The 24,465-nt window shown below is 67.1% G+C and carries 27 protein-coding genes; 13 read left to right on the top strand and 14 right to left on the bottom strand.

What is annotated here, in order from left to right:
- Positions 1-5: 5 nt before the first annotated feature.
- On the bottom strand, positions 6-1,088 hold the full coding sequence (locus QSJ19_RS05790) for a GmrSD restriction endonuclease domain-containing protein (RefSeq protein WP_286318953.1): 1,083 nt from the start codon (positions 1,086-1,088) through the stop codon (positions 6-8).
- Between the two features lie 306 nt (positions 1,089-1,394).
- Here QSJ19_RS05790 and QSJ19_RS05795 point away from each other — a divergent pair, with 306 nt between their 5' ends.
- The 5 genes from QSJ19_RS05795 (at position 1,395) to QSJ19_RS05815 (ending at position 5,515) form a co-directional block, all read left to right on the top strand.
- A complete protein-coding gene (locus tag QSJ19_RS05795; RefSeq protein ID WP_286318956.1) occupies positions 1,395-2,396 on the top strand; it encodes a glycoside hydrolase family 26 protein in 1,002 nt (333 codons plus the stop codon).
- 409 nt (positions 2,397-2,805) lie between these two features.
- Complete coding sequence (locus tag QSJ19_RS05800) at positions 2,806-3,108, top strand: hypothetical protein (RefSeq protein ID WP_286318957.1); 303 nt, start codon at positions 2,806-2,808, stop codon at positions 3,106-3,108.
- A 21-nt stretch (positions 3,109-3,129) separates the two neighbouring features.
- Entirely contained in the window at positions 3,130-3,996 is an 867-nt protein-coding gene (locus tag QSJ19_RS05805; protein ID WP_286318958.1) for a 1,4-dihydroxy-2-naphthoate polyprenyltransferase, read from the top strand.
- Between the two features lie 64 nt (positions 3,997-4,060).
- Complete coding sequence (locus tag QSJ19_RS05810) at positions 4,061-4,645, top strand: YdcF family protein (protein ID WP_286318959.1); 585 nt, start codon at positions 4,061-4,063, stop codon at positions 4,643-4,645.
- A gap of 165 nt (positions 4,646-4,810) precedes the next feature.
- Complete coding sequence (locus QSJ19_RS05815) at positions 4,811-5,515, top strand: DUF8020 domain-containing protein (RefSeq protein WP_286318960.1); 705 nt, start codon at positions 4,811-4,813, stop codon at positions 5,513-5,515.
- A gap of 122 nt (positions 5,516-5,637) precedes the next feature.
- Here QSJ19_RS05815 and QSJ19_RS26755 read toward each other — a convergent pair whose 3' ends face one another.
- The 4 genes from QSJ19_RS26755 to QSJ19_RS05835 all read right to left on the bottom strand — a co-directional run bounded on the left by QSJ19_RS26755 (position 5,638) and on the right by QSJ19_RS05835 (position 9,182).
- The gene (locus QSJ19_RS26755; protein WP_353507120.1) at positions 5,638-6,120 is read right to left on the bottom strand and encodes a response regulator transcription factor; all 483 of its coding nucleotides are present in this window, start codon (positions 6,118-6,120) and stop codon (positions 5,638-5,640) included.
- A gap of 160 nt (positions 6,121-6,280) precedes the next feature.
- Positions 6,281-7,354, bottom strand: a complete 1,074-nt coding sequence (locus QSJ19_RS05825; protein ID WP_286318961.1) for a DUF8320 family protein — start codon at positions 7,352-7,354, stop codon at positions 6,281-6,283.
- Entirely contained in the window at positions 7,351-8,556 is a 1,206-nt protein-coding gene (locus tag QSJ19_RS05830; protein ID WP_286318962.1) for a sensor histidine kinase, read from the bottom strand. Before QSJ19_RS05830 ends, QSJ19_RS05825 begins: the two co-directional genes overlap by 4 nt.
- Entirely contained in the window at positions 8,523-9,182 is a 660-nt protein-coding gene (locus QSJ19_RS05835; protein ID WP_286318964.1) for a response regulator, read from the bottom strand. Before QSJ19_RS05835 ends, QSJ19_RS05830 begins: the two co-directional genes overlap by 34 nt.
- Before the next feature lie 540 nt (positions 9,183-9,722).
- On the opposite strand from QSJ19_RS05835, the gene QSJ19_RS05840 reads away from it, so the two are divergent.
- Positions 9,723-9,950 carry a hypothetical protein gene (locus QSJ19_RS05840; protein WP_286318966.1) on the top strand — a complete coding sequence of 76 codons (228 nt, stop codon included), beginning with the start codon at positions 9,723-9,725 and terminating at the stop codon, positions 9,948-9,950.
- A 131-nt stretch (positions 9,951-10,081) separates the two neighbouring features.
- Here QSJ19_RS05840 and QSJ19_RS05845 read toward each other — a convergent pair whose 3' ends face one another.
- On the bottom strand, positions 10,082-10,969 hold the full coding sequence (locus tag QSJ19_RS05845) for a Clp protease N-terminal domain-containing protein (RefSeq protein ID WP_286318967.1): 888 nt from the start codon (positions 10,967-10,969) through the stop codon (positions 10,082-10,084).
- On the bottom strand, positions 10,962-11,249 hold the full coding sequence (locus QSJ19_RS05850; RefSeq protein ID WP_286318969.1) for a helix-turn-helix domain-containing protein: 288 nt from the start codon (positions 11,247-11,249) through the stop codon (positions 10,962-10,964). The genes QSJ19_RS05845 and QSJ19_RS05850 overlap by 8 nt, the downstream gene beginning before the upstream one ends.
- Positions 11,250-11,379: 130 nt before the next feature.
- On the opposite strand from QSJ19_RS05850, the gene QSJ19_RS05855 reads away from it, so the two are divergent.
- Complete coding sequence (locus QSJ19_RS05855) at positions 11,380-12,237, top strand: DUF559 domain-containing protein (protein ID WP_286318971.1); 858 nt, start codon at positions 11,380-11,382, stop codon at positions 12,235-12,237.
- 75 nt (positions 12,238-12,312) lie between these two features.
- Here the strand turns inward: QSJ19_RS05855 and QSJ19_RS05860 are convergent, their stop codons facing one another.
- From QSJ19_RS05860 to QSJ19_RS05880, 5 genes are read right to left on the bottom strand one after another with little or no spacing between them, the layout of a single operon-like run.
- Entirely contained in the window at positions 12,313-12,888 is a 576-nt protein-coding gene (locus QSJ19_RS05860; RefSeq protein ID WP_286318972.1) for a 3,4-dihydroxy-2-butanone-4-phosphate synthase, read from the bottom strand.
- The gene (locus QSJ19_RS05865; protein WP_286318973.1) at positions 12,885-13,571 is read right to left on the bottom strand and encodes a GntR family transcriptional regulator; all 687 of its coding nucleotides are present in this window, start codon (positions 13,569-13,571) and stop codon (positions 12,885-12,887) included. Before QSJ19_RS05865 ends, QSJ19_RS05860 begins: the two co-directional genes overlap by 4 nt.
- Positions 13,572-13,603: 32 nt before the next feature.
- Positions 13,604-14,113: a flavin reductase family protein gene (locus tag QSJ19_RS05870; protein WP_286318975.1), complete on the bottom strand. Its 510-nt coding sequence runs from the start codon at positions 14,111-14,113 to the stop codon at positions 13,604-13,606.
- Positions 14,114-14,118: 5 nt separating this feature from the next.
- A complete protein-coding gene (locus QSJ19_RS05875) occupies positions 14,119-14,547 on the bottom strand; it encodes an ester cyclase (protein WP_286318977.1) in 429 nt (142 codons plus the stop codon).
- 14 nt (positions 14,548-14,561) lie between these two features.
- Positions 14,562-16,247: a BCCT family transporter gene (locus QSJ19_RS05880; RefSeq protein ID WP_286318979.1), complete on the bottom strand. Its 1,686-nt coding sequence runs from the start codon at positions 16,245-16,247 to the stop codon at positions 14,562-14,564.
- A 264-nt stretch (positions 16,248-16,511) separates the two neighbouring features.
- Here QSJ19_RS05880 and QSJ19_RS05885 point away from each other — a divergent pair, with 264 nt between their 5' ends.
- The 6 genes from QSJ19_RS05885 to QSJ19_RS05910 are packed head-to-tail and all read left to right on the top strand — an operon-like array spanning position 16,512 to position 21,191.
- A complete protein-coding gene (locus tag QSJ19_RS05885) occupies positions 16,512-17,132 on the top strand; it encodes an amino acid synthesis family protein (protein ID WP_286318981.1) in 621 nt (206 codons plus the stop codon).
- Positions 17,126-17,680 carry an amino acid synthesis family protein gene (locus QSJ19_RS05890; protein ID WP_286318983.1) on the top strand — a complete coding sequence of 185 codons (555 nt, stop codon included), beginning with the start codon at positions 17,126-17,128 and terminating at the stop codon, positions 17,678-17,680. Before QSJ19_RS05885 ends, QSJ19_RS05890 begins: the two co-directional genes overlap by 7 nt.
- Before the next feature lie 27 nt (positions 17,681-17,707).
- Entirely contained in the window at positions 17,708-18,439 is a 732-nt protein-coding gene (locus QSJ19_RS05895) for an alpha/beta fold hydrolase (RefSeq protein WP_286318985.1), read from the top strand.
- Entirely contained in the window at positions 18,432-19,919 is a 1,488-nt protein-coding gene (locus QSJ19_RS05900) for an aldehyde dehydrogenase (RefSeq protein ID WP_286318987.1), read from the top strand. Before QSJ19_RS05895 ends, QSJ19_RS05900 begins: the two co-directional genes overlap by 8 nt.
- Position 19,920: 1 nt before the next feature.
- The gene (locus QSJ19_RS05905; protein WP_286318988.1) at positions 19,921-20,133 is read left to right on the top strand and encodes a tautomerase family protein; all 213 of its coding nucleotides are present in this window, start codon (positions 19,921-19,923) and stop codon (positions 20,131-20,133) included.
- A 14-nt stretch (positions 20,134-20,147) separates the two neighbouring features.
- The gene (locus QSJ19_RS05910) at positions 20,148-21,191 is read left to right on the top strand and encodes an LLM class flavin-dependent oxidoreductase (protein WP_286318989.1); all 1,044 of its coding nucleotides are present in this window, start codon (positions 20,148-20,150) and stop codon (positions 21,189-21,191) included.
- Positions 21,192-21,231: 40 nt separating this feature from the next.
- Here the strand turns inward: QSJ19_RS05910 and QSJ19_RS05915 are convergent, their stop codons facing one another.
- Positions 21,232-23,814 carry an FtsX-like permease family protein gene (locus tag QSJ19_RS05915; protein WP_286318991.1) on the bottom strand — a complete coding sequence of 861 codons (2,583 nt, stop codon included), beginning with the start codon at positions 23,812-23,814 and terminating at the stop codon, positions 21,232-21,234.
- Positions 23,811-24,440 (bottom strand): ABC transporter ATP-binding protein, encoded by a 630-nt coding sequence (locus QSJ19_RS05920; RefSeq protein WP_286319309.1) that lies wholly within the window; start codon positions 24,438-24,440, stop codon positions 23,811-23,813. Before QSJ19_RS05920 ends, QSJ19_RS05915 begins: the two co-directional genes overlap by 4 nt.
- Between the last annotated feature and the right edge of the window lie 25 nt (positions 24,441-24,465).

Genomic DNA, 24,465 nt, shown 5'->3' on the forward strand with positions numbered 1-24,465 from the left:
GGAGATCATTCGCAGGCGACGCCGTCACCGTCGCGGTCGAGGGCGCTGCGGTAGCCGGGTTGGCCCCGATACAGCGGGGCCGCTCCGGCAGCTCTCGCCGCCGAGCAGTTCTTGTAGTAGGCGCTGACCCTGTCGTCTTGCGGTGGTGCGACATACATCGGGGTCTGCGTCGCCGGGGGGCGGGTCGCGGTCGGCGCAGGAGTCGTCGGCACGGGTGTGGCTGTCCGCGTGGCGGTTTCCGACGGTTCCGACGTCTCCACCGGCGTCGCCCCGCATCCGGTGAGGATGTGCGTCATCGCGTCCTTCTCCGCCCGCGTCACCCAGAGGCGGTACACCGCTTTGACGTCGACCTGGCGGGACACGTACACGCACCGATACGACTTGTTCGAGGGCAACCAGGTGGCCGCGTCGCCGTCACCCTTCTGCTGGTTCGCGCTGCCGTCGGTGGCCTGCAGGTTGCGCGGATCGTTCGCGAGGTTGCGGCGTTCCATCGCGCTGAGCTGCTGCGCACCCTTCTGCCAGGCATCCGACAGCGCGACGACGTGATCGATCTGCACCGCCGACGACGTCGACGCCCCGCGCTGAAACGCGATCGTGGAGTTCGTGTACGGGTCGTTCAGGGTGCCGGTCTGCACCGCGCAACCGTGGGAGCCCGGCTTCATCGTGAGCGACGTGAGGTCGCGGCGCAGGATGTCATTGCGGGTGTCGCAGCCGTTGTGCCCGTCGGCGACGGTGACGTCGTCGGTCCAGGCCTGACCGAATTGCTCACGCGAGTAGCCGGTCTTGGGGGCGCGGCCCTTCACGGCCAGCGTCTGGAGCTTCGCGAGCGAGCTGTCGGCAGCGGTCGCCGACATGGTGCTCGGACCTCGGGACACCTGCTGCATCGTCGGCGCAGGCATCGGACTCGCCGACGTGGAGGTGGCGAGCGTGGTCGATGGGGTCGTCGTCGAGGTGGTAGCAGAGGTCACGGACCGAGGTTCTTCACCGGAGACCGCTCCGACGGCGACGAGGCCTGCGACGACGGCGACACCCACACCCACCGCCGTCCAACTGCCCCGAGAGATCTTCGTTACCGACCGCGCACGCACTTCGTCATCCTTTGCTTCATCAACACTTCATGCTCCTCGGACAATCGTCCGACATTGCCTCGATGTTACGTGGCACGCCTCGGGGTCATCGTCGACCATCAACAAATGCTCGAACACAACAATTGTTGAGAAATGAAGGTCTCTTCAGTTCAGTTGTGAAGGAATACCATACCTACAGTGCAGCAACAGATTTCATCCAGGATTGCCGGTTGTGTCGACGTCGGAACAATCGCCTCAGGATTGCCGTGATGGAGGTTCAGGAATGTCGATTAGAGAAATGCACTCGAAGGCGCAACAATATTGACCATGAATGCGAGGCCATCACATCCGCCACGTGATCTGACCCGTCGCGATCTCCTCCGCATCACCGCGGTCGGCTTGGCCGGACTCACAGTGGCAGCGTGTTCCTCCGCGGCCACGAGCGATGCGATGCGGGCCCGGGCCTGGGGCGCCTATATCCCCACCGTGCTGCCGTCGGACGGGTCTGCAGACTCACCCATCGAACAGCTCGCGGCCCTCGCTGAGGTCCACCCGCGGTACCTCCATCGGTATGCCGCGATCGGCGAACCCGCCCCGATCCCCGAATTCGACGCCATCGTGACCGCTGGGTCGACTCCTCTTCTGACCGTGGAGCCATGGCTGGCCGGCCAGGGCCCGAACCAGCCCGAGTACGCGTTGCAGCGCATCGCCGCAGGCGACTTCGACCGCGAATTGCGCCGCTGGGGTGCGGAACTCACGGCCTGGGGCAGGCCTGTGCTGTTCCGGTTCGCCCCGAAGATGAACACCGCGGCGTACCCATGGTCGCTCGGCGTCAACGGCAACACCGCCCGCGACTACCGCGGGGCGTGGTCGCGGATGCGGACCGTCGTCGGCACCGAGGGCACCGGCAACATCCGGTTCGTCTGGGCGCCTGCGGTGCTGACCACAGAGACGAAGCCCTTCGCCGAGGCTTATCCCGACGCCAACGAGGTCAACTACGTCGCGCTCGATGGCTACAACTGGGGTGACGCCGACGGCCACCGCTGGACGCCGGCGGCGGACCTGTTCGGCACGAGTCTGGCCGTGTTACGTGAACTCGACGGCGATCACCCGATGCTGATCACCGAGGTCGCCTGCGCGACCGCGCCACAACTCGGCCTGAAGGCCAACTGGATTCGCGACTTCTTCACCCTGATCGACAACGAGCCCCGGCTCGAGGCGTTCCTCTGGTATCAGGCCGACACGCAACGAGATTGGCGCTTCAACTCGACGTCGGCCAGCATCGACGCCTTCCGCTCCTCGTTGGCGGCGATGAGTTCGCAGAAGTAGGGCCGGTGGCGTTCGGGTAGATGACGGCGAACGTAACGGTGGGCGTTACGTTCGCCGTCATCTGCCATCTGTCGGCGTCGCCGATGAGGTCCGACGATCCGGTGGCCGACCCACTGGAGGAACCGCTCGACTTGTCCGCGGACCCGGTGGACGTGTCGTCGGCGCCATGCGTGTACGAGCGTTCTTCATGTCAACCTCCCCGAAAGATTGTGCGTACGAACGATGTATTGAGCAGTCTGAGTCCAGACGCCTCGGAAGTTGCCGGCCACCGACCGGTTCGACCACCTGAAGATCGTTTCGGATCTCCTGCGGCGGGTCACCCATGTTGCGGCCGTCGAGCCGACCTGGAGTGGATGGCGGGGTGCGGCTTCCTGTGAGTCCCCTCAGCAATCGCCCGGATACTGGACGGATGCGATCCGTCGACCCGTTCCATGCGCTGGTACTCATGGCGTTGCTCTTCACCTGTGGTGCGTGGTGCCTCGCGCGGCCGGGACGGTGGTCGGCGGTCGTGCTCGTCGTGGTGTCCGGGGTGTGGATCGTGTGGAACGGACCGCTCGAGGGCCGGACGCTTCTCGTGCTCAGCGAGCGGCACGGGATCACCGAGTCGGATCTGCTGGCGGTCGCAGGGTTCGCCATCGCGGCGTTCGCGCTCTGGCGGACCCAGACGGCCGGCGGTCGACGGTGGTCGCGGCGCCGTCGTCGGCGTGACTGAGCCACGTGGAAAGATCGACCCGTGGCAACCCCGAAGGAGTGGATCCAAGGCGCGCGTCCGCGCACGCTGCCCAATGCGATCGCTCCGGTGATCGTCGGTGTCGGCGCCGTGCGTGAACTGGGCGGCGTCGTCTGGTGGAAGGCGGTCCTCGCCCTGGTGGTGGCGGTGGCGTTCATCATCGGCGTCAACTTCGCCAACGACTACTCCGACGGCGTGCGCGGCACCGACGACGACCGCGTCGGCCCGATGCGCCTCGTCGGTTCCGGCGCCGCGTCACCGTCGGCGGTCAAACGTGCCGCATTCGCGTGCTTCGCGCTCGGTGCCGTGTGCGGACTGGCCCTCGCGATCACGACGGCGTGGTGGCTGGTCGTCGTCGGCGCCATCTGTATCGCCGGCGCCTGGTTCTACACCGGCGGCGACAAGCCGTACGGCTACATCGGGCTCGGCGAGATCGCCGTGTTCGTCTTCTTCGGACTGGTCGCCGTGCTCGGCACGCAGTACGTCGTGGGCGGTTCGGTCGACGGGACCGGTCTGCTGTGCGCGGTCGCGGTCGGCAGCATCTCGTCTGCGGTGCTCGTCGTCAACAACCTGCGAGACATCCCGAGCGACATCGAATCGGGGAAAATCACTCTCGCGGTCCGGCTCGGCGACAGACGAACTCGCATCCTCTTCGCCGCCCTGCTCGTCGTCCCACTGATCGTGAGCGTCGCTCTCGTTCCGGTGACGCCGTGGGCGTTGCTGGGTCTGCTGGCCGCTCCCCTGGTGTGGGTGGCGCTGAAGCCGGTTCGCGGCGGCGCGCTCGGACCCGGCCTCATCCCGTCACTCGGCGCAACCGGTCAGGCGATGCTGGCATGGGCGGTGCTGACCGCGGTAGCTCTGTTCCTCTGACATCGTGTGTGATCTGCGGTACTCCGGAACGCGTCGTCGGCGGGCGACATGCACAATTTGATTCATGATGGTGCGGCGGCGGTCTCGACTCCGCTCGGCCGCCGTGATCGTCCTCGTCGCACTGGCACTCGTCGCCGTCATCGGGGCGGTTGGCTACCAACTCTTCAATCGTGAACATCAGGATGCGCTGCGTCCGGCCGACGCGATCGTCGTGCTCGGCGGTGAACACGACGGCCGCGAGGACTACGGTCTGCGCCTGGCCGACGAGGGCTACGCGGACACCGTCCTGATCTCGGACCCTTACCGGCCGTACAACCCGTGGGACAAGAAACTGATGGATCGCGTCTGCGACGCGGGCACACGGACCGTCGAGGTGATCTGTTTTGTACCCGATCCGTCGACGACGCAGGGTGAGGCGATGTTCGTGCAGCGGATGGCGAAACAGCGCGGGTGGCATTCGGTCATCGTGATCAGTTGGCGTTACCACATGGTCCGGGCCCGCTACATCTTCGGACAGTGCTTCGACGGCGAGGTCGTGATGCGCAGCGTCCCCCGCGACTACTCCCGTCCGCTGCGGCAGTGGGCCTACCAGTACGCGTATCAGTACGGCGGGCTGGCGAAGGCCGCGGTGATCGGGTGTGCCAGGTGAGATCCGGCGCGGTCGTTGCGGGCGCCGGCTCCGGTCCGGAATCTCCAATCTGCCGCTGACCTGCAGCGTCGTCGGACCTTCACGATGAGGACATCGGCGCGTGCGTGTGGCGGCCCTAGACTCTGACCGTCTCCCGACCGGGAGTTCGGACGAAAGGAATCGCCGGTGACCATCGCAGTGCGTCGGGGCACGCCAGGGTCAGTGCGGGATCGCGTCTCTCGCAGGGTCTTCGCAAAGGTGTCGGTCGCGCTCATCGCGATCGCCGCGGTCGTCGGACTCACCCAGTCGAGTCCGCTGTCGCAGTCGGCGTACGCCGCACCGTCGGGTCCGATCGCTGCGTTCGGCAAGGTCACCGCCACCACGATCAAGGCGAAGGGGGCGGTCGTCTCCGTGAGCGCCGGCACCTTCGTGCTCGACCAGACCACCGGCGCAGTTCGACTGGTGGACGCCGCGGGTGAGGTCGCGGCGGAGTTCGTGCCGAAAGTCGTCGTCGACGGCGTGGTCCAGCCGTTGTCGGCGACCATCACCAAAGCCGGAAAGTCCGTCTCGTTTCTGTCCGACAACGCGATCCGAATCGGCGCGAACATCGCAGCGTTCACCGCGAATCAGGTCGGTAATGCAGCGCAGCGGTGCGTGTCGTCGGGGTTGATGCCCGCTCTCACCGCAGCAGTGGTGGGCGCGATCACCGCGGGTGTCGCCGGGTTCTTCGCAGGCGGATTCGGCGCGGTACCGGGTGCGGTCGGCGGGGCTGTGCTGACCGGGTTCTCCGGCTTCGGCGCCGCGTGCCTCACTGCGGCAGCGAAGGGCGTCGTCGAGGACACGCTGAACGGGGAGATCCCGAAGCAGATCGTCGAGATCCCGTTCGGCTGAGTCCAGGTCGGCTGACGCCAGGATCACCGCTGGCGTGGTGATGTCTGGGTTATCCAGTCATTGCCACACCAGCGGTGACGCTCATGTCGGCGCTACTCGACTCCGCGAGGCCCCGTACCCGATCAGGCGCGACGCGAGGGTTCGGAGCGCGGGGTCAGGTAGTGGACGGTGCGGTCGCGGCGGATTCCTTCGACCGATCGGCACGGCAGCTGGCCGGCCTGACCCGCCTGCGCGACCTGACCGATCGTCCCCGCCTGGGCGACCTGACCCGGGCGCCCGACCGGCGGTACCGGTGCGACGCGCTCGGCGCCGACGGCGATCGGGATCGTGGGCTCGGCGGGCGCGTCCGCGACGGGGGTGGCGGCGAGGTTTCCGCCGACGCTCTGGGCAATCTGGTTGAGGGTGATGTACCCGTCCTCGATCGCGCGGATGAGGAGCGCGATCTTGGTGGCCGCGGGACGGCCGGCCTCGTCGTACTTGGCGCGAATACGGGCCAGGTGAGTGTTCACCGTGGCGTCGCTGATGAACAGCGCCGCCGCGGCCTCCTTCTTGGAGTCGCAGATCAGCCACTGCGTCAGCACCTCGACCTCACGGTCACTCAACATTGTCGTTCTCCTCGTCTCCGGGCCGTGAGCGAGACCCGACCAACTCGCCACGACCTACAGAAACCATACGAGCGGGTACCGACAGCGGACAGACGCGACTTTTCGGGGTCCCAACGCGGGTGCCCCGCATTCCGGGGGCACCGTTAGCGACGCGAAATATCTAACTGTAGGAACGGATCACGCCGAAGCGGTCGATCTCCGAACGTACACTCGATCCGTCCGTGCGCCGATGCAGCACAGATGCCGCGATCGGCCGGTCGGGCGGCGACACCCGCACATAGATCTGGCCCTCATCTGCCTCGTCGAGTACGTCGGAGGCCAGCCCGCTGACCGCCGACGCCACGCGCGGCTCGATCGCCGGGTCACTGCCGTTTCCGCTCGGGGAGGCGCCGGAGTCGTCGATGAACACCACCTCGACACCCTGGGTGCGCGCCCGGTAGGCGGGCCCGTCGAGGTCGAGCGTCGACATCAGCGGCGCGCGCAACCGATCACGCAGATGCGCCTCGAGCAGCGCGCACTGGGTGCGTTCCTCCTCCGACAGCTCCTGCCCGGTCGCGATGCGCTCCAGCATCGGGCGGGCCAGCGCGTCGAGGAACCGGACCTGGTGTGCGCGTTCTTCTGCGGCCGCTGCTTCAGCCGACAACTGGGCCACCTGGGTTGTCGTCCTCGCCCGCAATGCGAACACCGCGCGCGCCGTGGGACGCAGGGTGAACGAGAAAAGTGTCGCCATCGTCAGCGGCGCAGCATCGATCGCCACGATCGCCGCACTCTCGACGACGGAGCGGCCGACCAGATGACCCCACGCCCCGAACACGATCGCCTCACCGACGAGGCCCGCCCACGGCGCGATCCGGCGTCCGCGCACACACATGAAGCAGTACACCGCGATCGCACCGCCATGAATCCAGGTGGCGCTGACCGAGGCCGCCGTCGCGCTCGAGGTGACCGCCAGCGCGCAGATACAGGCGAGCGGGCCCGAGAACGTCAGCACCACCGTCGTACTCGTGGGTAGCGGATCACCGGGTACCAGCACGATCGCCACCGCCGACGCCGACAGGATGATGCCGGCGACGATCATCGGCCAGACGTGGGTCACGTCGTCGACGACATAGGCGATCATGATCCACGTCGACGCGAGGAATGTGGCAAGCACGAGCCATGCACCCGGTTGACGCATCCCGAGGAGATCGCGAACGTCCTCGCGCGGGACTCCCCCGACCTTGGCGCGCGTCACGCCGACCACTCCACCGTCACCAGCGTGCCGCTGCCCGGGGAGGCGTCGATGTCCGCCGTCCCGCCACACACCTTGGCCATGCGCCCGCGGATGCTCACTGCGATGCCGAGCCGCGTCGCCGATACCTGGGACGGATCGAATCCGATTCCGTTGTCGGCGATGTCGGCGCGCAACGACGTCGCGGTCGCGGTGATCGTCACCTCCACCACCGCGTCCGGCCCGGCGTGGCGCAGACTGTTGCGGAGCGCCTCGGCCGTGGCCGTCGCGATGGCGGACACCGCACCGCTGGGATAGCTGACCTCCGGCTGCCCGTCGACGACGGTGACATGCTGCGCCGGATCGATGAGCCCGACGGCGGCCCGGATCTGCCCGATCGCCTCGAAGGCACCGACCGAGGGGCGGACGTCCCCGGCGGCCGCCTGATCGACGGCGGCCAGAGCCGTTCGCGCGTTCTGCGCCAGCTCGGTCGATGCGCCCTGTCGGGCTGCGAGCAGCAGCGTCGACATCACGTTGTCATGGGTGAGGGCGTCGAAACGACTGCGTTCCGCGGAACGCGCGTTCGCCGCCGCGGCGGCGGCGGTCGCGGTGTATGCCTGCGCTCGCGTGGCGTCGAGGACGGCAGCAGTGCGGATGGCCATCACCGCCGCCGAGACGAAGATCAACGAGAAGGCGATCGACCATGCGATGTCGGGTAGGAGCCGTCCGTTGAACTCCGGTGACCGGATCTGATGGCTGACCAGAATGGTTATGGCACTGACGATTCCGAGGTAGGCGAAGGCGAACACGGCACGGAACGCCAGTGCCGCGGCGATCGCGGCGAGCCCCGGGAACTGAGAGAACCAGATGCCGCTGACGGCATCGATCTGCTGCCCGTTCCATCCGAATCGCCACAGCGCAAGCGCGACGACGAACCCCGCGGCGGCCGTCGCAGCCGCGGTCCGAATCCGCCGGACACTCGCGCCCCAACTCACCGGACCGAGCGCGACGCCAGTGCCGAAGATCAGGGCGACTGCCGAGACCGTCCACCACGTGTCCATGACATCCAGCGATTCGACGAGCATCGGCGCGGTCATCACGGCATACGCGAGGTAGCCGACGGCGACGAAGATCGACATCAGCCGCAGGATCTGCCGTCCCGCCTGTTCGTCGCGCTCGTCATGAACGCCGTTCAACGGCGAAAACGTCGTGGGATGGGCAGCCATCCGTCCTCGATCGCGCGCTTGTAGAGATCGGTCTTGGTCGGCGCCGGACGTCCGGCGGTGTTGTAGCGACCGCGGATGCGGTTGACATAGTCGGTGACCGTCTCGGCGGAGATGTCGAGCTCCTTGGCCACTCGCGCCGACGACTCGCCGGCCGCATACAGCTCGAGCACCCGCCGCAGCTGAGGCGAGAGATCGACGAAACCCGGATCCGAGTCGATCGCGGCAGCCCAGTCGATGCTCGGCACGGTGTCACCGGAGAGCGCCTGACGCATCGCGGCGAGCAACTCGTCTTCGCGGGCGTTCTTGCGGACGACGCCCATCACGCCGGCACTGGCGGCCTGCCGCACCATGTACATTTCGTCGCCCGAGGTGTACACGAGCGTCGGGATACCGGCCTGCTGCAGGGTCTCGATATTGGTGATCGGCGATGTGCCGTCACCGAGCCGCAGGTCGAGGAGAACGAGGTCGAGGTCGGTCGCCGTTGCGAGCAGTCCGGTCACGGTCTCGGCTCCCGCGACCAGCTCCATGTCGGCCTGCTCGTCGAGCGTGGCCCGCAATCCACGGACAATCTGCTCGTGGTCATCGACCACCCCTATGCGCCACACACGGCTCGGCACCTCGGTCATGGGAACAATCATCGCCGATGGCGGGTCACGGTGAGACATAATCCTGCGCCGATCCCAACGGACGAAGCCGAGACGACGCGCTGATGTCATCGCAGCCATGCGGTCAGTATGCGGCGTATGTGAAGGTCATCGGTATCACCTGAGTGCGTGAACCTGCCGACGGTCGAGCACCGGACATCCGTCGAACGGCCGACGGGCGCCGCAGATTCACCGCGCACGTCCCTGCCCCTGTCGGGGTCTGCCGGTCGCAGCGCCCACCCGGGCACCACCTTCTCCTGCCGCTCCTTCGCAGTGATCGTGTAGCTGCCCGGCCGTACCACTCACAATCGAACATTATTAGTTCGAATCGATGCAGGCCGACAAGCCGGGTACGCAGACAGGGGTCGTCGGCGGCCACCTTGGTCGGGCGGCCGACGGGAGCGAGCCGCACGCATCGGGACCGGCGGCGGAACTGCTGGCGCGGCGACCGCACTGGGGCGGGCGACGAACTCGTGTGCGGGTGACGGCACGGCGTCGGCGCCAGTGGGGGTTCCGGGTGGGGTGTTCATCTCGGATACAAGTCCGGGCACGTACCCGAACAGCGTCAAGGTCGTATCGTTCGGCACCGGCAGCCTCGACGGCGACTTCGCCGCGACGACGGTTCGCGGTGGAATCAAGGTCGAGACGCGCGGCGTTGGACTGGGCACCCTCAGCGGCGCATACGCGAAGTACGTTCCAGGCGCCGGATACGTCAACTGCCAGCTCAACGGCACATTCCTGATCTCCTGACGTCGCGCGATCTGCGAGATGGAGGTGAGGACATGACCGCGGGCACCGGCCAGAAGCCGACGCCCGCGGTCATGTGATGGTGCGGATCGTGTCATCGGACCCTCGGTCCGACGTCGATCAGTCAGGCTCGGTCATACACCGGCCTCGACGTCGGGAAGGCTCGCCCACACGGCGGCCTTGAGGTCGCCGGCCGTGGTGGCCGACTCGATCAGGGCGCGCGATGCATCGTCGCCGGCGTCGATGATCCCGAGCAGCAGGTACTCGGCGCGCAGTCGGCGGTCGCCGCGTTCACGCGCGATCTCGATCGCCCGACTGAACGCGTCGCGCGGACCGCTGCCGAAGCGCGGGCGTGATCCGCGACCACGGGGACCGCGGCGTCCACGGCCCGGCTCCCACGGCCCCTCGTCCCAGCCGAACGGTCCGCGGGGACCGAAACTGCCTGGGCCGGGGCCGAACCCACCCGGACCGAACCCGGGGCCGAAGCCCTCGGGACCGGGGTTCTCGGGTCCCCAACCCGAACCGAAGCCCGGGCCCCAGCCCTCCGGCCGCGGTCCGCGACCGCGGTGCGGGCCGTGCCCGTGCCGATGTCCACGTCCACGACCGCGGCCCTCGCCCCGACCGCGTCGGCCGGGTCCGCGTTCAGGCCGCTCGGCCCAGCCGTCGGACAGGTCGTCGCCGAAGCGGCCGCGCACGGCCTCGCGGACCTTGTCGAGATCGATTCCGATGCTGCGCAGAGCATCTCGATCTTCTTCGTAACGTTGCTGCGCCGACTCGTCGTCGGTTGTCGCGGCTTCGTCTCCATCGTCGTCCCGCTCAGCATGGAACTTCTCGACCACTTCCCGGGCCGGGGCCAGGGACAAGCCCTGTTCGCCGAGCAGGCTGAACAGCGGGCTCCGGGCGTTGCACAACATGCCCAGGATGAGGTGGTCGTTTCCGAGCTGCCGGTGACCGAGGTCGCCGGCCTCCTGCGTGGCGAATGCCAGCAGCATCTTGTCGTCGCGGTTGATTCGCTCAAACATCTTTCTCGTCTCCTTCTGGCCCGCTCGCGCGGACCTCACGGTGTGAATGTTTCTGGTGCACGGCCTGGCGGCTGATCTGCAGAATCTCTGCGATCGCCTGCCAACTCCAACCGTTGGCACGGGCGTTGGCGACCTGGACGTCCTCGAGTCGGTCGGCCAGTGTGCGCAACGCCCGGACCGCGGCCAGCCCCCGGGCGGGGTCGCTGCTCGCGGCGTCTCCCGCGAGGTCGGCGCTCGAGGCGTCGTCATGTGCCGTATCGGTCGTCTGTTCGTCGTGCATGGTGTCAGGTTATGTTGACATCGCGATGTTGTCAAGAATTATTGACGATGGCTCTGGGGATGCTTCCGGACTTGTCCACAGATTGTCGTCGCGACCCGTCGTCCGAAGTCGGGGTGTCGACACTGTCCCGATGAAGTACATCGGGGTGCACAGGTTCGCGGAACTGATCGAGGGCGGGCTCACCCGCAAAGAGATCCGCCGGCAGCTCGCGGACGGAGAGCTCGTACTGCTGCGCCATGACTGGTACGCGGACAAGCGTGCCGACGCGACAACTAGCGAGGTCGTTCGTGCGGGAGGTGTCGTCGGGTGCCTGACCGCGCTGCGGTACCGCAAGGTGTGGGTGCCCGGGTCGTCGACGACGATCCATCGGCGCGGGAACTCCCGAGCTCACCGCGCGCCGAGCAAGATCACCTACTGCCGGCAGTACGGACGACCGGAGCCCGAGTACGGGGCCGTCGACGAAGTGCCCATCGCGTTCCGCCACGCTGTCCGGTGTCTCGACGGCGAAGATCTGGTTGCCGTGTGCGATTCGATCGCCAACCAGAAGCTGATGACCCTCGACGAGATGAGGTCCGAAATGAGGTCCGCGCCGAAGGCCAAACAGCGTCTGCTCGACAAGTGCGATGCGCGCGCGCAGTCCGGCACGGAGACGATGGTCCGCGTGCGTTTGCGAGCGCGGCGCCTCAAGGTGCGGGTGCAGGTCGCGATCTCCGGGCTGGGTCGCGTAGACCTCGTCGTCGGCGACCGGCTCATCATCGAGGTCGACAGCGAGGAGTACCACCGCACGAAGGAGCAGTACGCCGAGGATCGGCGCCGCGACCGACGCGCGGCCGAATTGGGCTACATCACACTGCGATTCACCTACGCCGCGGTGACCACGGATTGGGAGGCCGCGGAGGAGCAGGTGCTCACGATCGTCCGCGAAGGCCGCCACCTCTGGCCCCGCAAGCGGAAGCCGAAAGCCAAGGCACCTGCCGAGACGGCATGAGGATCACCGCTGACGGGTGGATAACTGGATAATCCAGACAACCACACACCAGCGGTGACGCTCATGCAGGCGGGGCTACGCCCAGTGCACCTGAAGGCCGTGGTCGACCGCGAAAGCCAGCGCGGCGTCGTCGTCGAGCACGTCGCCGTCGTCGTCGACGAGGCGCGCGACGACCGCGACCGGTGGGAGCCCTCCGGCGACAACCAGGTCGACGGCGAGTTCCCAGCATCGGCGGCGTGCGCGGAAGCCGCCGTCGTCGCATCGCACCGGCAGCACATGGCCGGGGCGGACGAGATCGTCGGCGATGGTCGCCCGGTCGGCGAGCACGCGGAGGGTCCTGGCCCGATCGTGCGCCGAGATCCCCGTCCCGATGCCGGATGCCGCGTCCACGGCGACGGTGAACGTGGCGTCGGACCGCTCGGAGGCGAAGACCGGCTGATCCGGGACACGCAGCCGATCCAACAGCCAGGACGGCATGGCTGCGTGAATCAGGCCGGAAGACAGACGAATTGCATGATGCAGCGCGACAGCGGTCACCGTGGCCGCCGGAAACGACAGCACCGCACCGTCGGCGTCGACGATGACGGATGCCCCGTCGGAGAAGATCTGCGTGTCGTGGTCGGCGGATGCGCGGGTGAGCATGGTCGTCATGGGTCCTCGGTCCTGTGGTGTTCTGCCTCGAGCCCGATGAGCAGTGCTTGTCGGCTGGCGCGGACGTGTTCGCGCATGACGCGTTCGGCACTGTCACCGTCCTTGGCGACGATGAGTTCGAGCACGCGATGGTGTTCGCGGTCGGACTGCAGGGCGCGTCCGGGCTGACTGAGTGAGGTGTGCACCAGTCGCGCATAGGCGAGCTGGTTCATCAAGGTTCGGTAGTGCGCTTCGAGTTTCTTGTTGTCGGCACCGACGATGAGCAGGTTGTGGAATTCCTCGACCAGCTCGGCGTATCGGGCGCGGTCGTTGCGGGCGACGGCGGCGTCGGCCTCGCGCAGGTTCTCCTCCATCTGCTCGACCTCCGGGACCCGGCCCCGCTGCGCCAGCAGTCGGGCGGCCGCACCTTCGAGCAGTTCCTTCATCTCGAAGAGCTCGGTGACCTCGCGTCGCGACGGAGCAGTGACGAATGTGCCCACGCGCGGACGGATCTCGATGAGTCCCTCGGTCTGCAACTGCTTGAAGGCCTCACGCACGGGTGTGCGGCTGACCCCGAACTCCTCGGCCAGGGCCAGTTCGGAGATGTTCACGCCGGGCAAGACCTTGCCGTCGATGATCCGACGTCGGATCTCGGTGACCAGCCGGGCCTGGATCGATCCGTTGCCCGCCCCGTTGACACCCACCGTGGTCCTCCTTCGGTTCGCTGTGCGATGCGTCAGCTCAGAGGCGACAGCGCATCGCTGTCGAAGAATCTACCTGCGCTGTAGATCATCGGTGCACGGTCGTCGACGTCGGCGTGCAGGACTCGGCAGACGAACAGCGTGTGCGTGGTGGCCTGCAGACGCTCCCGGATCTCCACCTCCATCCGGGCGCTGCTCCGCGCTATCAGCGGACTGCCGAACGGCCCCGGCGCCCAGTCCAACCCGGCGAACTTGTCATCGGACTTCGTGGCGAACACGGAGACGACGTCTAGCTGGCCGACCGAGAGGATGTTGATGGCGAGATTGGTGGCACGGAACAGGCAGTCATGCGTCGACGAGGTGCGCTGCACGGCGACCATCACCGTCGGCGGGTCCAGCGAGATGCTGGAGAAGGCGTTGACCGCAAGGCCACGTGGCTTGTCCTCGTCCATCGCTGTCACCACGGTCACGCCGGTGATGAACTGCCGGTTCACCTGCTTCATGACGTCGACGTCGGGCTGTGCGATCGGGCTCTGAAGGGTCAACGTGATCACTGATCCTGTCCGACGCTGATGATGCCGAGCGCGGTGAGCAATGCGCGTGGATCCCAGGTCACGTACTCGTCGACGATCCGGTCGGCGGCGAAGTGGGCGAAGGTGGCACCACTGACCGTGACCTCACGGCGAGTGGCCGGCACCCCGAGAAACGAGTGCTGATGGGTACCCCGGCTGTGCCAGCGGATGGCTGCGGTGTCCCCGTCGACGACGATCTCGTCGATCGTGGTGACGAGTTCGGGGAACGCCAACCGGGTCGCGGTGATGGAGTCCTTGAACTCCTGACGATCCTGGAGCTCGCCGGAGCTGCCGACCCGGCGGTAATCGGGGCTCAGCAGGTCATCGAGTATCTCCACCTGCCCCCGGTCCCAGGCGGCATCCCAGATCTGGCGGATGCGTCCGGCGCGATCGATGGTCACGGACATGTCGGCGACTCCTCTCACTTCTCGGCCTGCAGGTCTCGCACGGCCGCTCGTGCCGCGACGGCCTCCACACGCAGAGCGCGATTGTCGGTCAGGAACTCTTTCCAGAAGGCGATGGTGATGCCGGCGATGATCACCAGGAACGGCAGGGAGGCGATGATGACCGTGTTCTGCAGGGCGTTGAGACCGCCGGCGAGCATCAGGACGATCGAGACGACACCGGTGAGGACACCCCACAGGATCAGCACCCAGCGACGCGGGGTGAGCGATCCGCCCGACGTCATCATCGACAGTACGTAGGTGTTCGCATCGGCACCCGAGATGAAGAACAACACGACGAGCGCGATCGCGACGATCGAGGTGACCGTGCTGAGCGGGAAATGCTCCAGCGTCGCGAAGAACGCACTGTTGAGATCCTCGGCGGTGCGGGCCGCGATGTCGCCGCCCTCGAACATGTCGACGTGGATCGCCGTGCCACCGAAGACGGTGAACCAGGTGAAGAACACGACACTCGGGACCACCAGCACGCCGACGACGAATCCACGGATGGTGCGGCCCTTGGAGATCCGGGCGAGGAACACACCCACGAAGGCGCCCCAGGACACCCACCACGCCATCATGAAGTACGTCCAGCCCTGCATCCAGGCGAGGTCGCCGAAAGCGCTGCCCTGCAGACTCATCCGGAAGAAGTCCGTCGCCCAGGTGCCGATCGACTCGATGTAGAGGTTCGCGATGAACACCGCCGGACCCACGATGAGCATGAACACGAACAAGGCGATCGCGAGACCGGTGCTCGCCTGACTGAGGTACTTGATGCCCTTGTGGACACCAGTCACGGCGGACATCGTGAAGACGGCGGTGACCGCGGCGATGATCAGGACCTGCGTGACATTGTTGACCGGAATCCCGAAGAGGCTCGACAGCCCGTTGTTCACCTGCAGCGCACCGAGTCCGAGCGAGGTCGTGGTGCCGAACAGCGTCGCGAACACGGCGAGGACGTCGATACCCTTGCCGATCGGTCCGTTCACACGCTCACCGAGCAGCGGATAGAACAGCTGGCTGACCAGTGTCCGACGCCCCTTACAGTAGGTTGAATAGGCGATGGCCAGGCCGACCATGGCGAAGATGGCCCAGGCGTGCAGGCCCCAGTCGAAGTAGGAGTACTGCATGGCACGCACCGCAGCCTCCGGCGACCCGGGGGCGGCGAGACCACGCGGCGGAGTCGTCAGGTGCGAGATCGGCTCGGCCACGCCGTAGCTGATCAGTCCGATGCCCATCACGGCGCTCAGGATCATCGCCAGCCACGATGGCGTGCTGAACTCCGGGCGGTCGGTGGGCTTGCCGAGCCGACGGTCGCCCGCCGGACTGAGCGCCAGGAACACGAGGAACACCAGGATCGCCAGGGTGACGACCAGGTAGAGCCAGCCGAAGGTCCCGGTCACCCAATCCAACGACGCGGCGGTCACGGTGTTGAGGTTGTCGGTGAACAGCGTCGCCCACGCGATGAAGATGATCGAGACGCCGGCAGCGGTCCAGAACACCGAACCGAGCCGCCGCGACGGCGGGTGCGCGCGTCCCCCGGGACTGTCCGCGCGGTCGGTGTCGGTCACGTCGTCGAACACCTCCAGGTCCTCGGTGGCGGGCGGACTGGCGGACTCGGTGAGGAGACCGCCAACGGGCTCCTTCGACGGACGTTTCGTCATGACATACCTCTCTGGGGCGGGTGTTCACCAAAGGCGTTGACCGTCCTCTGGTATGCAACAGGAAGGTAAGAGCGATCACAACGGCTGTCAACAGCTACGGCGCCGCGACCTCGAAAATCAGCGATTCGAAACCTGATCGAAACCGTTGTCACACCGTCTTAACTGTGACAATGCGGTCTTGCAGGACAGAAGAAGACATTCGGGACCATCGGTTCGGACGCCAACTCTTGACCATGTATGCATCGAGGTCTACCGTTCTGTGGCATGCAAGAGAACGAATGTGGCACCGCGTGCGGGATACGCAAAGTGGTCGTCTATCGCGAGCAGATCGTCACTGAATCGGGCGTGGCGCCCGGGCGTCCGGCCCAGCAGGCGACGGTCGCCGTCGTGCTGCGCAACCCGTGGGCGGGCACCGGGCCGGCGCAGGACCTGGCCGCCGAGGCGCGTCGCATCGCGCCCGTGCTCGCCCGGGTCGTCACCGACGAACTGATCGGCGCACTGGGTGACGTCGACGGGATCGAGGCGTTCGGCAAGGCCGCCATCGTGGGGACCGCGGGTGAGATCGAACACGGCGGAGCCCTCATCCATACACCCTACTTCGGCAATCTGATGCGCGAGATCCTCGAGGGCGAATCGATCATCTGCTTCGCCGACACGCGTGCCGATGCCGGCGAGGCGCTCGTCGTACCGCTGTGGCACAAGACCGCCGCTGCCACTCGCAGCCATTATCAAACGGTGACCACCCGGGTCTCCGATGCCCCGCGCTCCGACGAACTGGTCATCGCCGCCGCCGCGTCCACCGGCCCCCGCCCGCATCCGCGGATCGGGGACCGCTCGACCGACCCCGCCGTTTCCCTCGCGACCCTGGAAGGTGCACTGTGCTGAAGATCCGTAAGATCGTGACCGTCGTCGAAGAGATCCGGACGGAGGGCGGCCGCGAGGTCAGTCCCGCCGCCCGCGTGGCCATCGTCGCCGCCGTCATCGAGAACCCCTGGGCAGGTGCCGGTTTCGTCGACGACCTCGGACCCGGAATCGATGCCCACGCCTCCGATCTCGGCGCCCTGCTGGCGCCTTCGGTCCTGGAGGCGCTCGGCGAGACCGCCGAGGCCTACGGCAAGGCAGCCATCGTCGGACTCGACGGGGAGATCGAACACGGTTCCGGGCTCATCCACACTCTGAAGTTCGGCGATCACTTCCGCAAGGCGGCGAACGCGACCACCCTGCTGCCCGCTGTCGAGAAGCGCGGTCCCGCAGGCGTTCTCTTCGACATCCCCCTCAAGCACATCACCGACGCCACGATCCGGTCACATCACCAGACGGTCGAGGTGCGCATCGCCGACGCTCCGCATCCCGACGAGATCGTGATCGCACTGGCGGCAGCCGCTCAGGGCCGTCCGCAGCAGCGACTCGCCGCCCTGTCCAGCGAGCAGTGATCTCCCGTCACCGGTAGGAGTTCCATCATGACCACGCCGACGATCGTCCTGCTCCACGGAGTGGGCCTGGACCACACCATGTGGGATCCGGTCGCGCGCCTGCTCGACGGCGAGTTCGACGTCGTCACACCGGATCTCCCGGGGCACGGTGTCCATCCGCCGGCCGCCGCCGGCACGACGCTGGCCGATCTCGCCGACGGCGTGCTGCCGGAGATCCCGTCGGGCTCACACCTCGTCGGCTTCTCGCTGGGCGCCCTGGTGGCGCAACACATCGCGCGTTTCCATCCGGATGCCGTGTCGTCGGTGACGTCGGTGAGCTCGGTGTGCCGGCGCACCGACGACGAGAGGGCGGCCGTCCTCGCCCGGTTGCACACCGCCGAACAGGATATCGGCGCGGCGACCGACGCCTCGCTGCAACGGTGGTATCAGGGTACCGACGTGCCGGCCGAGCTGATCTCACAGACGAGGTCCGTGTTGGAATCCACCGACCCCACCAGTTTCCGCAACTGCTACCGGGTGTTCGCCACCGGCGACGCCGACATCGGTCCGGAACTGGGTGAGATCGCCGTCCCCGCACTGGCCATCACCGGGGAGAACGATCCGGGCTCGACGCCCGAGATGACGCATCGGCTCGCGCACGCGATTCCCGGTTGCCGGGAGGTCGTCGTCGCCGGGGCCCGCCACATGATGCCGGTCGAACGTCCTCGGGAGTTCGTCGATCACCTGACCGCCTTCATCGGAGAACACACATATGTCTGAACACACGAAGCTCGAGCATTTCATCGGCGGCGAACGCGTCGCCCCGAAATCCGGTGAGTACTTCGCGAGCACCAATCCCGCCACCGGAGAAACACTCTATGAGGCCGCTCGTGGCAACACGGCCGACATCGAGACCGCGATGCAGGCGGCCCGCGCGACATTCGACGATCCGCGCTGGCGTGACCTCACCCAGACCCGGCGCGGACATCTGCTTCGCAAGCTCGGCGACCTCATCGGCGAGAATGCCGAGGAGCTGGCTCGTTCGGAGTCCCGCGACAACGGAAAACTGTTGCGCGAGATGCGCGGTCAGCTCGCCAACCTGCCGGAGTACTACTACTATTACGCCGGCCTCGCGGACAAGATCCACGGCGACGTGGTCCCGACGTCGGACCGCGCCGTCATCAACTACACCGCACGCGAACCGCTCGGCGTCGTCGGCGCGATCACACCGTGGAACTCCCCGCTGACGCTGACGACGAGCAAGCTCGCGCCGGCACTGTGCGTGGGGAACACCGTCGTCGTCAAGCCGTCGGAGTACACGTCGGCGACCGTGCTCCGGCTGGCCGAACTCGCCGTCGAGGCCGGGTTCCCGCCCGGCGCGGTCAACGTGGTCACCGGATTCGGCGCCGAGGCCGGACAGGCCCTCGTCGATCATCCCGGACTGGCCAAGATCTCGTTCACCGGGAGCACTGCGACCGGATCACGGATCGCTGCGGCCACGGCGTCCCGATTCATCGGCTCCACACTGGAACTGGGCGGCAAGTCACCCAACATCGTCTTCGACGACGCCAACGTCGCGAATGCCGCGATGGGTGTGGTCGCGGGAATCTTCGCGGCGGCCGGACAGACCTGCATCGCCGGCAGCCGGGTGTTCGCGCAGCGCGCCGTCTACGACGAACTGCTCGAACGCGTCACCGAGCGGGCACGGTCGATCCGGATCGGCGATCCGCTCGACGACGCCACCGAGCTCGGACCACTGGCCTTCGAGGCGCAGCGGGACAAGGTTGCGTCCTATGTCGACATCGGGCGCGACGAGGGTGCCCGGGTGCTCACGGGAGGGAATTCCAGCGACGGCGGTCTCGGCGGGTACTTCTACGAGCCGACCGTGCTCGTCGACGTCGACAACGACATGCGGGTGGTGCGCGAGGAGATCTTCGGTCCGGTTGCCGCGATCATGCCGTTCGACTCCGAGGACGAGGTCCTCCGCCTGGCCAACGACACCGACTACGGTCTGGCGGCAGGCGTGTGGACGTCGAATCTGTCTCGCGCACACCGGATGGCGTCACGGCTGGAAGCCGGCACCGTGTGGGTCAACACCTATCGCGCGATGTCGCCGATGTCGCCGCGACAGGGTTTCAAGACCAGCGGCGTCGGCATCGAGCACGGTACCGAGACGATCAAGGAATACACGCGGCTCAAGAGCGTCTGGATCAACACCAGCGAGGATGCCGTCGCCGACCCGTTCGTGCTGAGGAGCTGACATGCCGCTCATCGAGATCAGCATCGCCGAAGGGCGGTCACCCGACCAGCTCCGGAGGCTGATGCACGAGGTGCACGATGCGGCCGTCCGCACCGTCGACGCCCTGCCACAGAACATCCACGTGATCGTGCGGCAGGTGCCGCGCGGTGCGTGGGCATCGAACGACACGACCATCGCCGAGCGCGACGATGCAGCAGCCGCGTCCGGACGCTGAGAGAGGAGAATGCGATGAGGTTTTCACTGTTCGTACACATGGAGCGCTGGGACGACAGCGTGAGCCATCGGGAGTTGTTCCAGAACCTCGCCGAGCTCACCCAGATCGCGGAAGCCGGTGGGTTCAGCACCGTCTGGATCGGCGAACACCACACGATGGAATACGTGATCGCACCGAGCCCGATGCCGCTGCTCGCCTACCTGGCCGGCCAGACGTCGACGATCCGCCTGGGCGCCGGAACCATCATCGCACCGTTCTGGAATCCCATCCGGGTCGCCGGGGAGACCGCACTGCTCGATGTCATCAGCAACGGCCGGATGGAGGTCGGTCTCGCCCGCGGCGCCTATCAGTACGAATTCGACCGGATGGCACCGGGTTTGGCTGCCTCCGACGGCGGCAAACACCTGCGCGAGCTGGTTCCGGCCGTCCGCAAGCTGTGGCAGGGCGACTACACCCACGACGGGGAGATCTGGCAGTTCCCGACGTCGACGAGCGTGCCCAAGCCGGTGCAGCGGCCGACGCCGCCGATGTGGGTGGCCGCCCGCGACCCCGACTCGCACGACTTCGCCGTCCGCGAGGGCTGCAACGTGATGGTGACCCCGCTGATGAAGGGCGACGAGGAGGTCGTCGACCTCAAGCGCAAGTTCGACACCGCCGTCGCCAATCATCCCGAGGTGCCCCGCCCCGAGCTGATGGTGCTGCGCCACACGCACGTCCACTCTCCCGACGATCCCGAGGGATGGCGGCCCGCCGCCGAGGGCGTCTCCAAGTACTACCGGACCTTCGACGCCTGGTTCGGCAACAAGACCACCCCGGTCGACGGCTTCCTCGCGCCGAGCCCGACGTCGAAGTTCGCCGAACGCCCCGAGTTCGAGCTGGATTCGCTGCATAGGACGGCGATGATCGGTACACCCGACGAGGTCATCACACGTCTGCACGAGTACCAGGACCTCGGCGTCGACGAGTACAGCTTCTGGATCGACAACGGACTCTCGCACGACGAGAAGCGGACCTCGCTGGAGATGTTCGTCAAGGAGGTCATGCCGGAGTTCCGGTAGGTTGTCGCGCGGGCTGTGGGCCCGCCGGCGCCACGGCCACCTACTCGTCGAGAATCGACTCGCTGATGTTCATCCGCGACGCGCGCATGGCCGGGACGAGGGCACCGACGACACAGAGGGCGCAGGCCACGCCGACGAACAGCAGGGTCGTCGGCCGCGGGGAGTAGGCGATGTCGATCGATGTCGTCGCCGACAGGATCTTGTCGGAGAGGTAGTGCAGTGCGCTGCCGAGGATCAGGCCGGTGGCCGACCCGATCAGGGCGACACCGGCAGCCTCCGAGACCACCATCCGCGACACGAAGCGCCGCGAGGCACCCATCGCGCGGAGGACGCCGATCTCACGTCGGCGCTCGATCACCGACAGCAACAAGGTGTTCAGCAGCGCAACCGCCGCCGCGAGGGCGACGATCCACTGGATCGCGACCGTGAACGCGCCGGCCTGCTGGGCCTGTGCCTGTGCCGCCTCGAGCGCCTCGGTGCCCGACTCGACGTGCACCTTCTGCCCACCTGCCGACGGATTGGCCGTGGCGATCGCCTCCAACTGCGCCCGGATCTGCCCCTGATCGGCCGCCGGATCGGTCGAGACCTGCAGGTAGGTGTCGGCGGGTCGGTCGAACCAGTCCGACAGCAGGGTGTTCGACATCGCCGCGGTGCCCGAACCCATCGAGATGTAGTTCACGATCTCGCGGACGACGATCTCCCGGCTCCCGCTCGGGGTCGCCAGACGCAGGGTGTCGCCGGTCCCCACGTCGAGCGTGCGCGCGAGCACATTCGACAACAAGATCCCGTCACCGTCCAGAACCTGTTGTAGCGCTTGCGGACTCGCCTTCTTCACGAACGGCGCCAACGATCCGGGCTCGAGTCCCTGCACGTACACCTTGGCGTCACCGACATTGATGCCCGCCCACTGCGTGCCGACGACCTCGGTGACACCCGGGATCTTCTCCACCTCGGGCTTGATCGCCGACGACAGCGCGGGACCGGTCGGCAGCCCGCCGCCGACGTCGGTGGCCACGTAGAAGTTCGGATCAGCCAGTCCGTCAAGAGAATTCGAGATCGATCCGACGAGGTTGTCGAGTGCACCCGACGTACCCATGCCGACGGCGACCGCGACGGCGACGGTCATCAGCGTGGCCCAGGCACGGCGCGGAGCGCGTTCGGTGTTGACCGCGGCGAGCTGCCCGGGACCGCGGAACCGCCGCGTCAGCATCACGACCAACGCGACCAGCTGGGTGGTCAGCGCGTAACACAGCAGCAGGCCGCCGACGGCGTAGACGGCACCGGCGAGGATCGCCGGCCTGCCGGGCACCGTCGTCGCGACGAACCAGGACGCGATCAGCAGTGCGACGCCGACGACCCCGGAGACCCACACCGCCCGACCGGGTTTCGTCGAACTGTCGTCAATCTCTCCGGCGATCATCGCTTCCACCGGCGACACCGCGAACACCGATCGAGCCGCCAGCGATGTCGCGGCGACACAGGCCACCACGCACGCACCGACCGCGACCACGGGGGCGTAACCCGGCAGGTGATAGCTGACGACGGTGGCCATCGAGTCGGCACTCGCCTCCGGGATGCGACCGATGGCCCACCGCCCGGCGAGGATGCCGATCGGCAGACCGATGAGCCCGCCGACGAGGCCGAACAGCGCGGACTCGCCCAGCAGATCGCCGACGAGGTGACCGCGCTTGGCACCGAGCGCGCGCATCATCGCCAACGACTGACGACGGGACGCGACCGCCATGTTCATGGTGTTGAACACCAGGAATCCGGCGATGACGAGTGAGATGAGCGAGACCAGCAGCGTGGCGTCGCGGGTGACCGACCCCGCCACCTCTGCCTGCTTGGCCCGGAACTCGGGATCGACGACGGCCGCTCGTCCGTCGACGACCTGCGATACCTGGGATTTCAGCTGCGGGATGTCGACGCCGGGCTTGGCGACGATGAGGATCGAGTCGACCTTGCCCTCGCGTGCGACGAGCTTCTGCGCCAGACCGAGGTAGGCGAAGACGAAGTTGCCGTTGTTGAGCGCGGCCCCCTGGTCACCATCGATGACCGAGATCACCCGCACCGGAACACCGTTGAGGGTGATCTCCTGCCCGGTGCGCAACCCGGTCCCGGCACCGGCGACGATGCCGTCCTCGAGGTCGGTCTGATCGATACCCGACGATCCGGACTGCTCCTGCGACACCGCCTTCTGCAGTTCGCCGGACAGCGCGGTAACGCGGAAATCCGAACCCAGCAAAGCGATTCTGCGGTCGTCGATGACGACGGAGTCGCGGATCAGCGGCACCACCGACTTCGCGTCCGGCACGTCACCGCGGATGTCGCCGGCGATCTGGGCGTCGATGCCGGAATCGGCGATCGCGGTCACCTCGACCTGGGCGGTCCCGGAGATCGCCGCGTTCACCTGCCGGACCGACTCGGTGAGCGAACCGTACAGCCCGAGCACCGAGATGAGCAGCGCCGACGCGACCACCACGACGAGCAGCGACGTGGTCACCCGCAGTCGATGCGTCCGGATCTCACGCAGGTTGAGGACGCGGATGCGGGAGAACCCGGCGGCGACGGAACGGATCGGACCGGCCCGCCGGGCAACCGGCCTCGACGACGGTTCGCTCACGCGATCTTCCCGTCGCGCACCGTGATCGTGGTGTCGGCGACGGACGCGGCGTGCGGATCGTGCGTCACCATCACCACAAGTCGGTTCGGGGTGTCATGAGCCACCTCGGACAGCAGCTCGAGCACGGAGTCGCCCGTCTTGGAGTCGAGGTTCCCGGTCGGTTCGTCAGCGAGCAGGATGGTCGGGTCCATGATGAGCGACCGCGCGATCGCGACGCGTTGCATCTGCCCGCCGGAGAGTTCCGACGGCCGGTGATCGACGCGGGCGCCGAGCCCGACACGCTCGAGGAGTTCGACGGCACGCGGTCTCGCCTTGCGCAACGACTGACTGTCGAGCAGCCGGGGCAGGGCGACGTTCTCCCATGCGGACATCGTCGGCACGAGATTGAAGAACTGGAAGACGAACCCGACGCGGTGTCGTCGGAAGGCGGACGCCTGCTCGTCGTCGAGCGAACCGAGGTCGACGCCGTCGACGCTGATGGTCCCCGACGTCGGTGTGTCGAGAGCACCCAGGACGTGCAGCAGGGTGCTCTTGCCGGCACCCGACGGGCCGACGACCGAGGCGAACTGGCCGCCGTCGAGAGTCAGGTCGAGGCCGTCGAGCGCCCGTACGAGTTGATCGCCCATCCGGTACTCGCGCACCAGATCAACG

The organism is Gordonia sp. ABSL11-1 (assembly GCF_030315685.1).
GTDB lineage: Bacteria > Actinomycetota > Actinomycetes > Mycobacteriales > Mycobacteriaceae > Gordonia.

Bases quoted from the DNA above. Each gene is read 5' to 3' on its own strand.
- QSJ19_RS05795 (WP_286318956.1), top strand. From the start codon at position 1,395: ATGAATGCGAGGCCATCACATCCGCCACGTGATCTGACCCGTCGCGAT.
- QSJ19_RS05920 (WP_286319309.1), bottom strand. From the start codon at position 24,440: ATGGGCGATCAACTCGTACGGGCGCTCGACGGCCTCGACCTGACTCTC.
- QSJ19_RS05835 (WP_286318964.1), bottom strand. From the start codon at position 9,182: ATGACCGAGGTGCCGAGCCGTGTGTGGCGCATAGGGGTGGTCGATGAC.
- QSJ19_RS05905 (WP_286318988.1), top strand. From the start codon at position 19,921: ATGCCGCTCATCGAGATCAGCATCGCCGAAGGGCGGTCACCCGACCAG.
- QSJ19_RS05895 (WP_286318985.1), top strand. From the start codon at position 17,708: ATGACCACGCCGACGATCGTCCTGCTCCACGGAGTGGGCCTGGACCAC.
- QSJ19_RS05810 (WP_286318959.1), top strand. From the start codon at position 4,061: ATGATGGTGCGGCGGCGGTCTCGACTCCGCTCGGCCGCCGTGATCGTC.
- QSJ19_RS05860 (WP_286318972.1), bottom strand. From the start codon at position 12,888: ATGACGACCATGCTCACCCGCGCATCCGCCGACCACGACACGCAGATC.
- QSJ19_RS05830 (WP_286318962.1), bottom strand. From the start codon at position 8,556: ATGGCTGCCCATCCCACGACGTTTTCGCCGTTGAACGGCGTTCATGAC.
- QSJ19_RS05800 (WP_286318957.1), top strand. From the start codon at position 2,806: ATGCGATCCGTCGACCCGTTCCATGCGCTGGTACTCATGGCGTTGCTC.
- QSJ19_RS05845 (WP_286318967.1), bottom strand. From the start codon at position 10,969: ATGTTTGAGCGAATCAACCGCGACGACAAGATGCTGCTGGCATTCGCC.
- QSJ19_RS05900 (WP_286318987.1), top strand. From the start codon at position 18,432: ATGTCTGAACACACGAAGCTCGAGCATTTCATCGGCGGCGAACGCGTC.
- QSJ19_RS05885 (WP_286318981.1), top strand. From the start codon at position 16,512: ATGCAAGAGAACGAATGTGGCACCGCGTGCGGGATACGCAAAGTGGTC.
- QSJ19_RS05855 (WP_286318971.1), top strand. From the start codon at position 11,380: ATGAAGTACATCGGGGTGCACAGGTTCGCGGAACTGATCGAGGGCGGG.
- QSJ19_RS05910 (WP_286318989.1), top strand. From the start codon at position 20,148: ATGAGGTTTTCACTGTTCGTACACATGGAGCGCTGGGACGACAGCGTG.
- QSJ19_RS05875 (WP_286318977.1), bottom strand. From the start codon at position 14,547: ATGTCCGTGACCATCGATCGCGCCGGACGCATCCGCCAGATCTGGGAT.
- QSJ19_RS26755 (WP_353507120.1), bottom strand. From the start codon at position 6,120: ATGTTGAGTGACCGTGAGGTCGAGGTGCTGACGCAGTGGCTGATCTGC.
- QSJ19_RS05880 (WP_286318979.1), bottom strand. From the start codon at position 16,247: ATGACGAAACGTCCGTCGAAGGAGCCCGTTGGCGGTCTCCTCACCGAG.
- QSJ19_RS05850 (WP_286318969.1), bottom strand. From the start codon at position 11,249: ATGCACGACGAACAGACGACCGATACGGCACATGACGACGCCTCGAGC.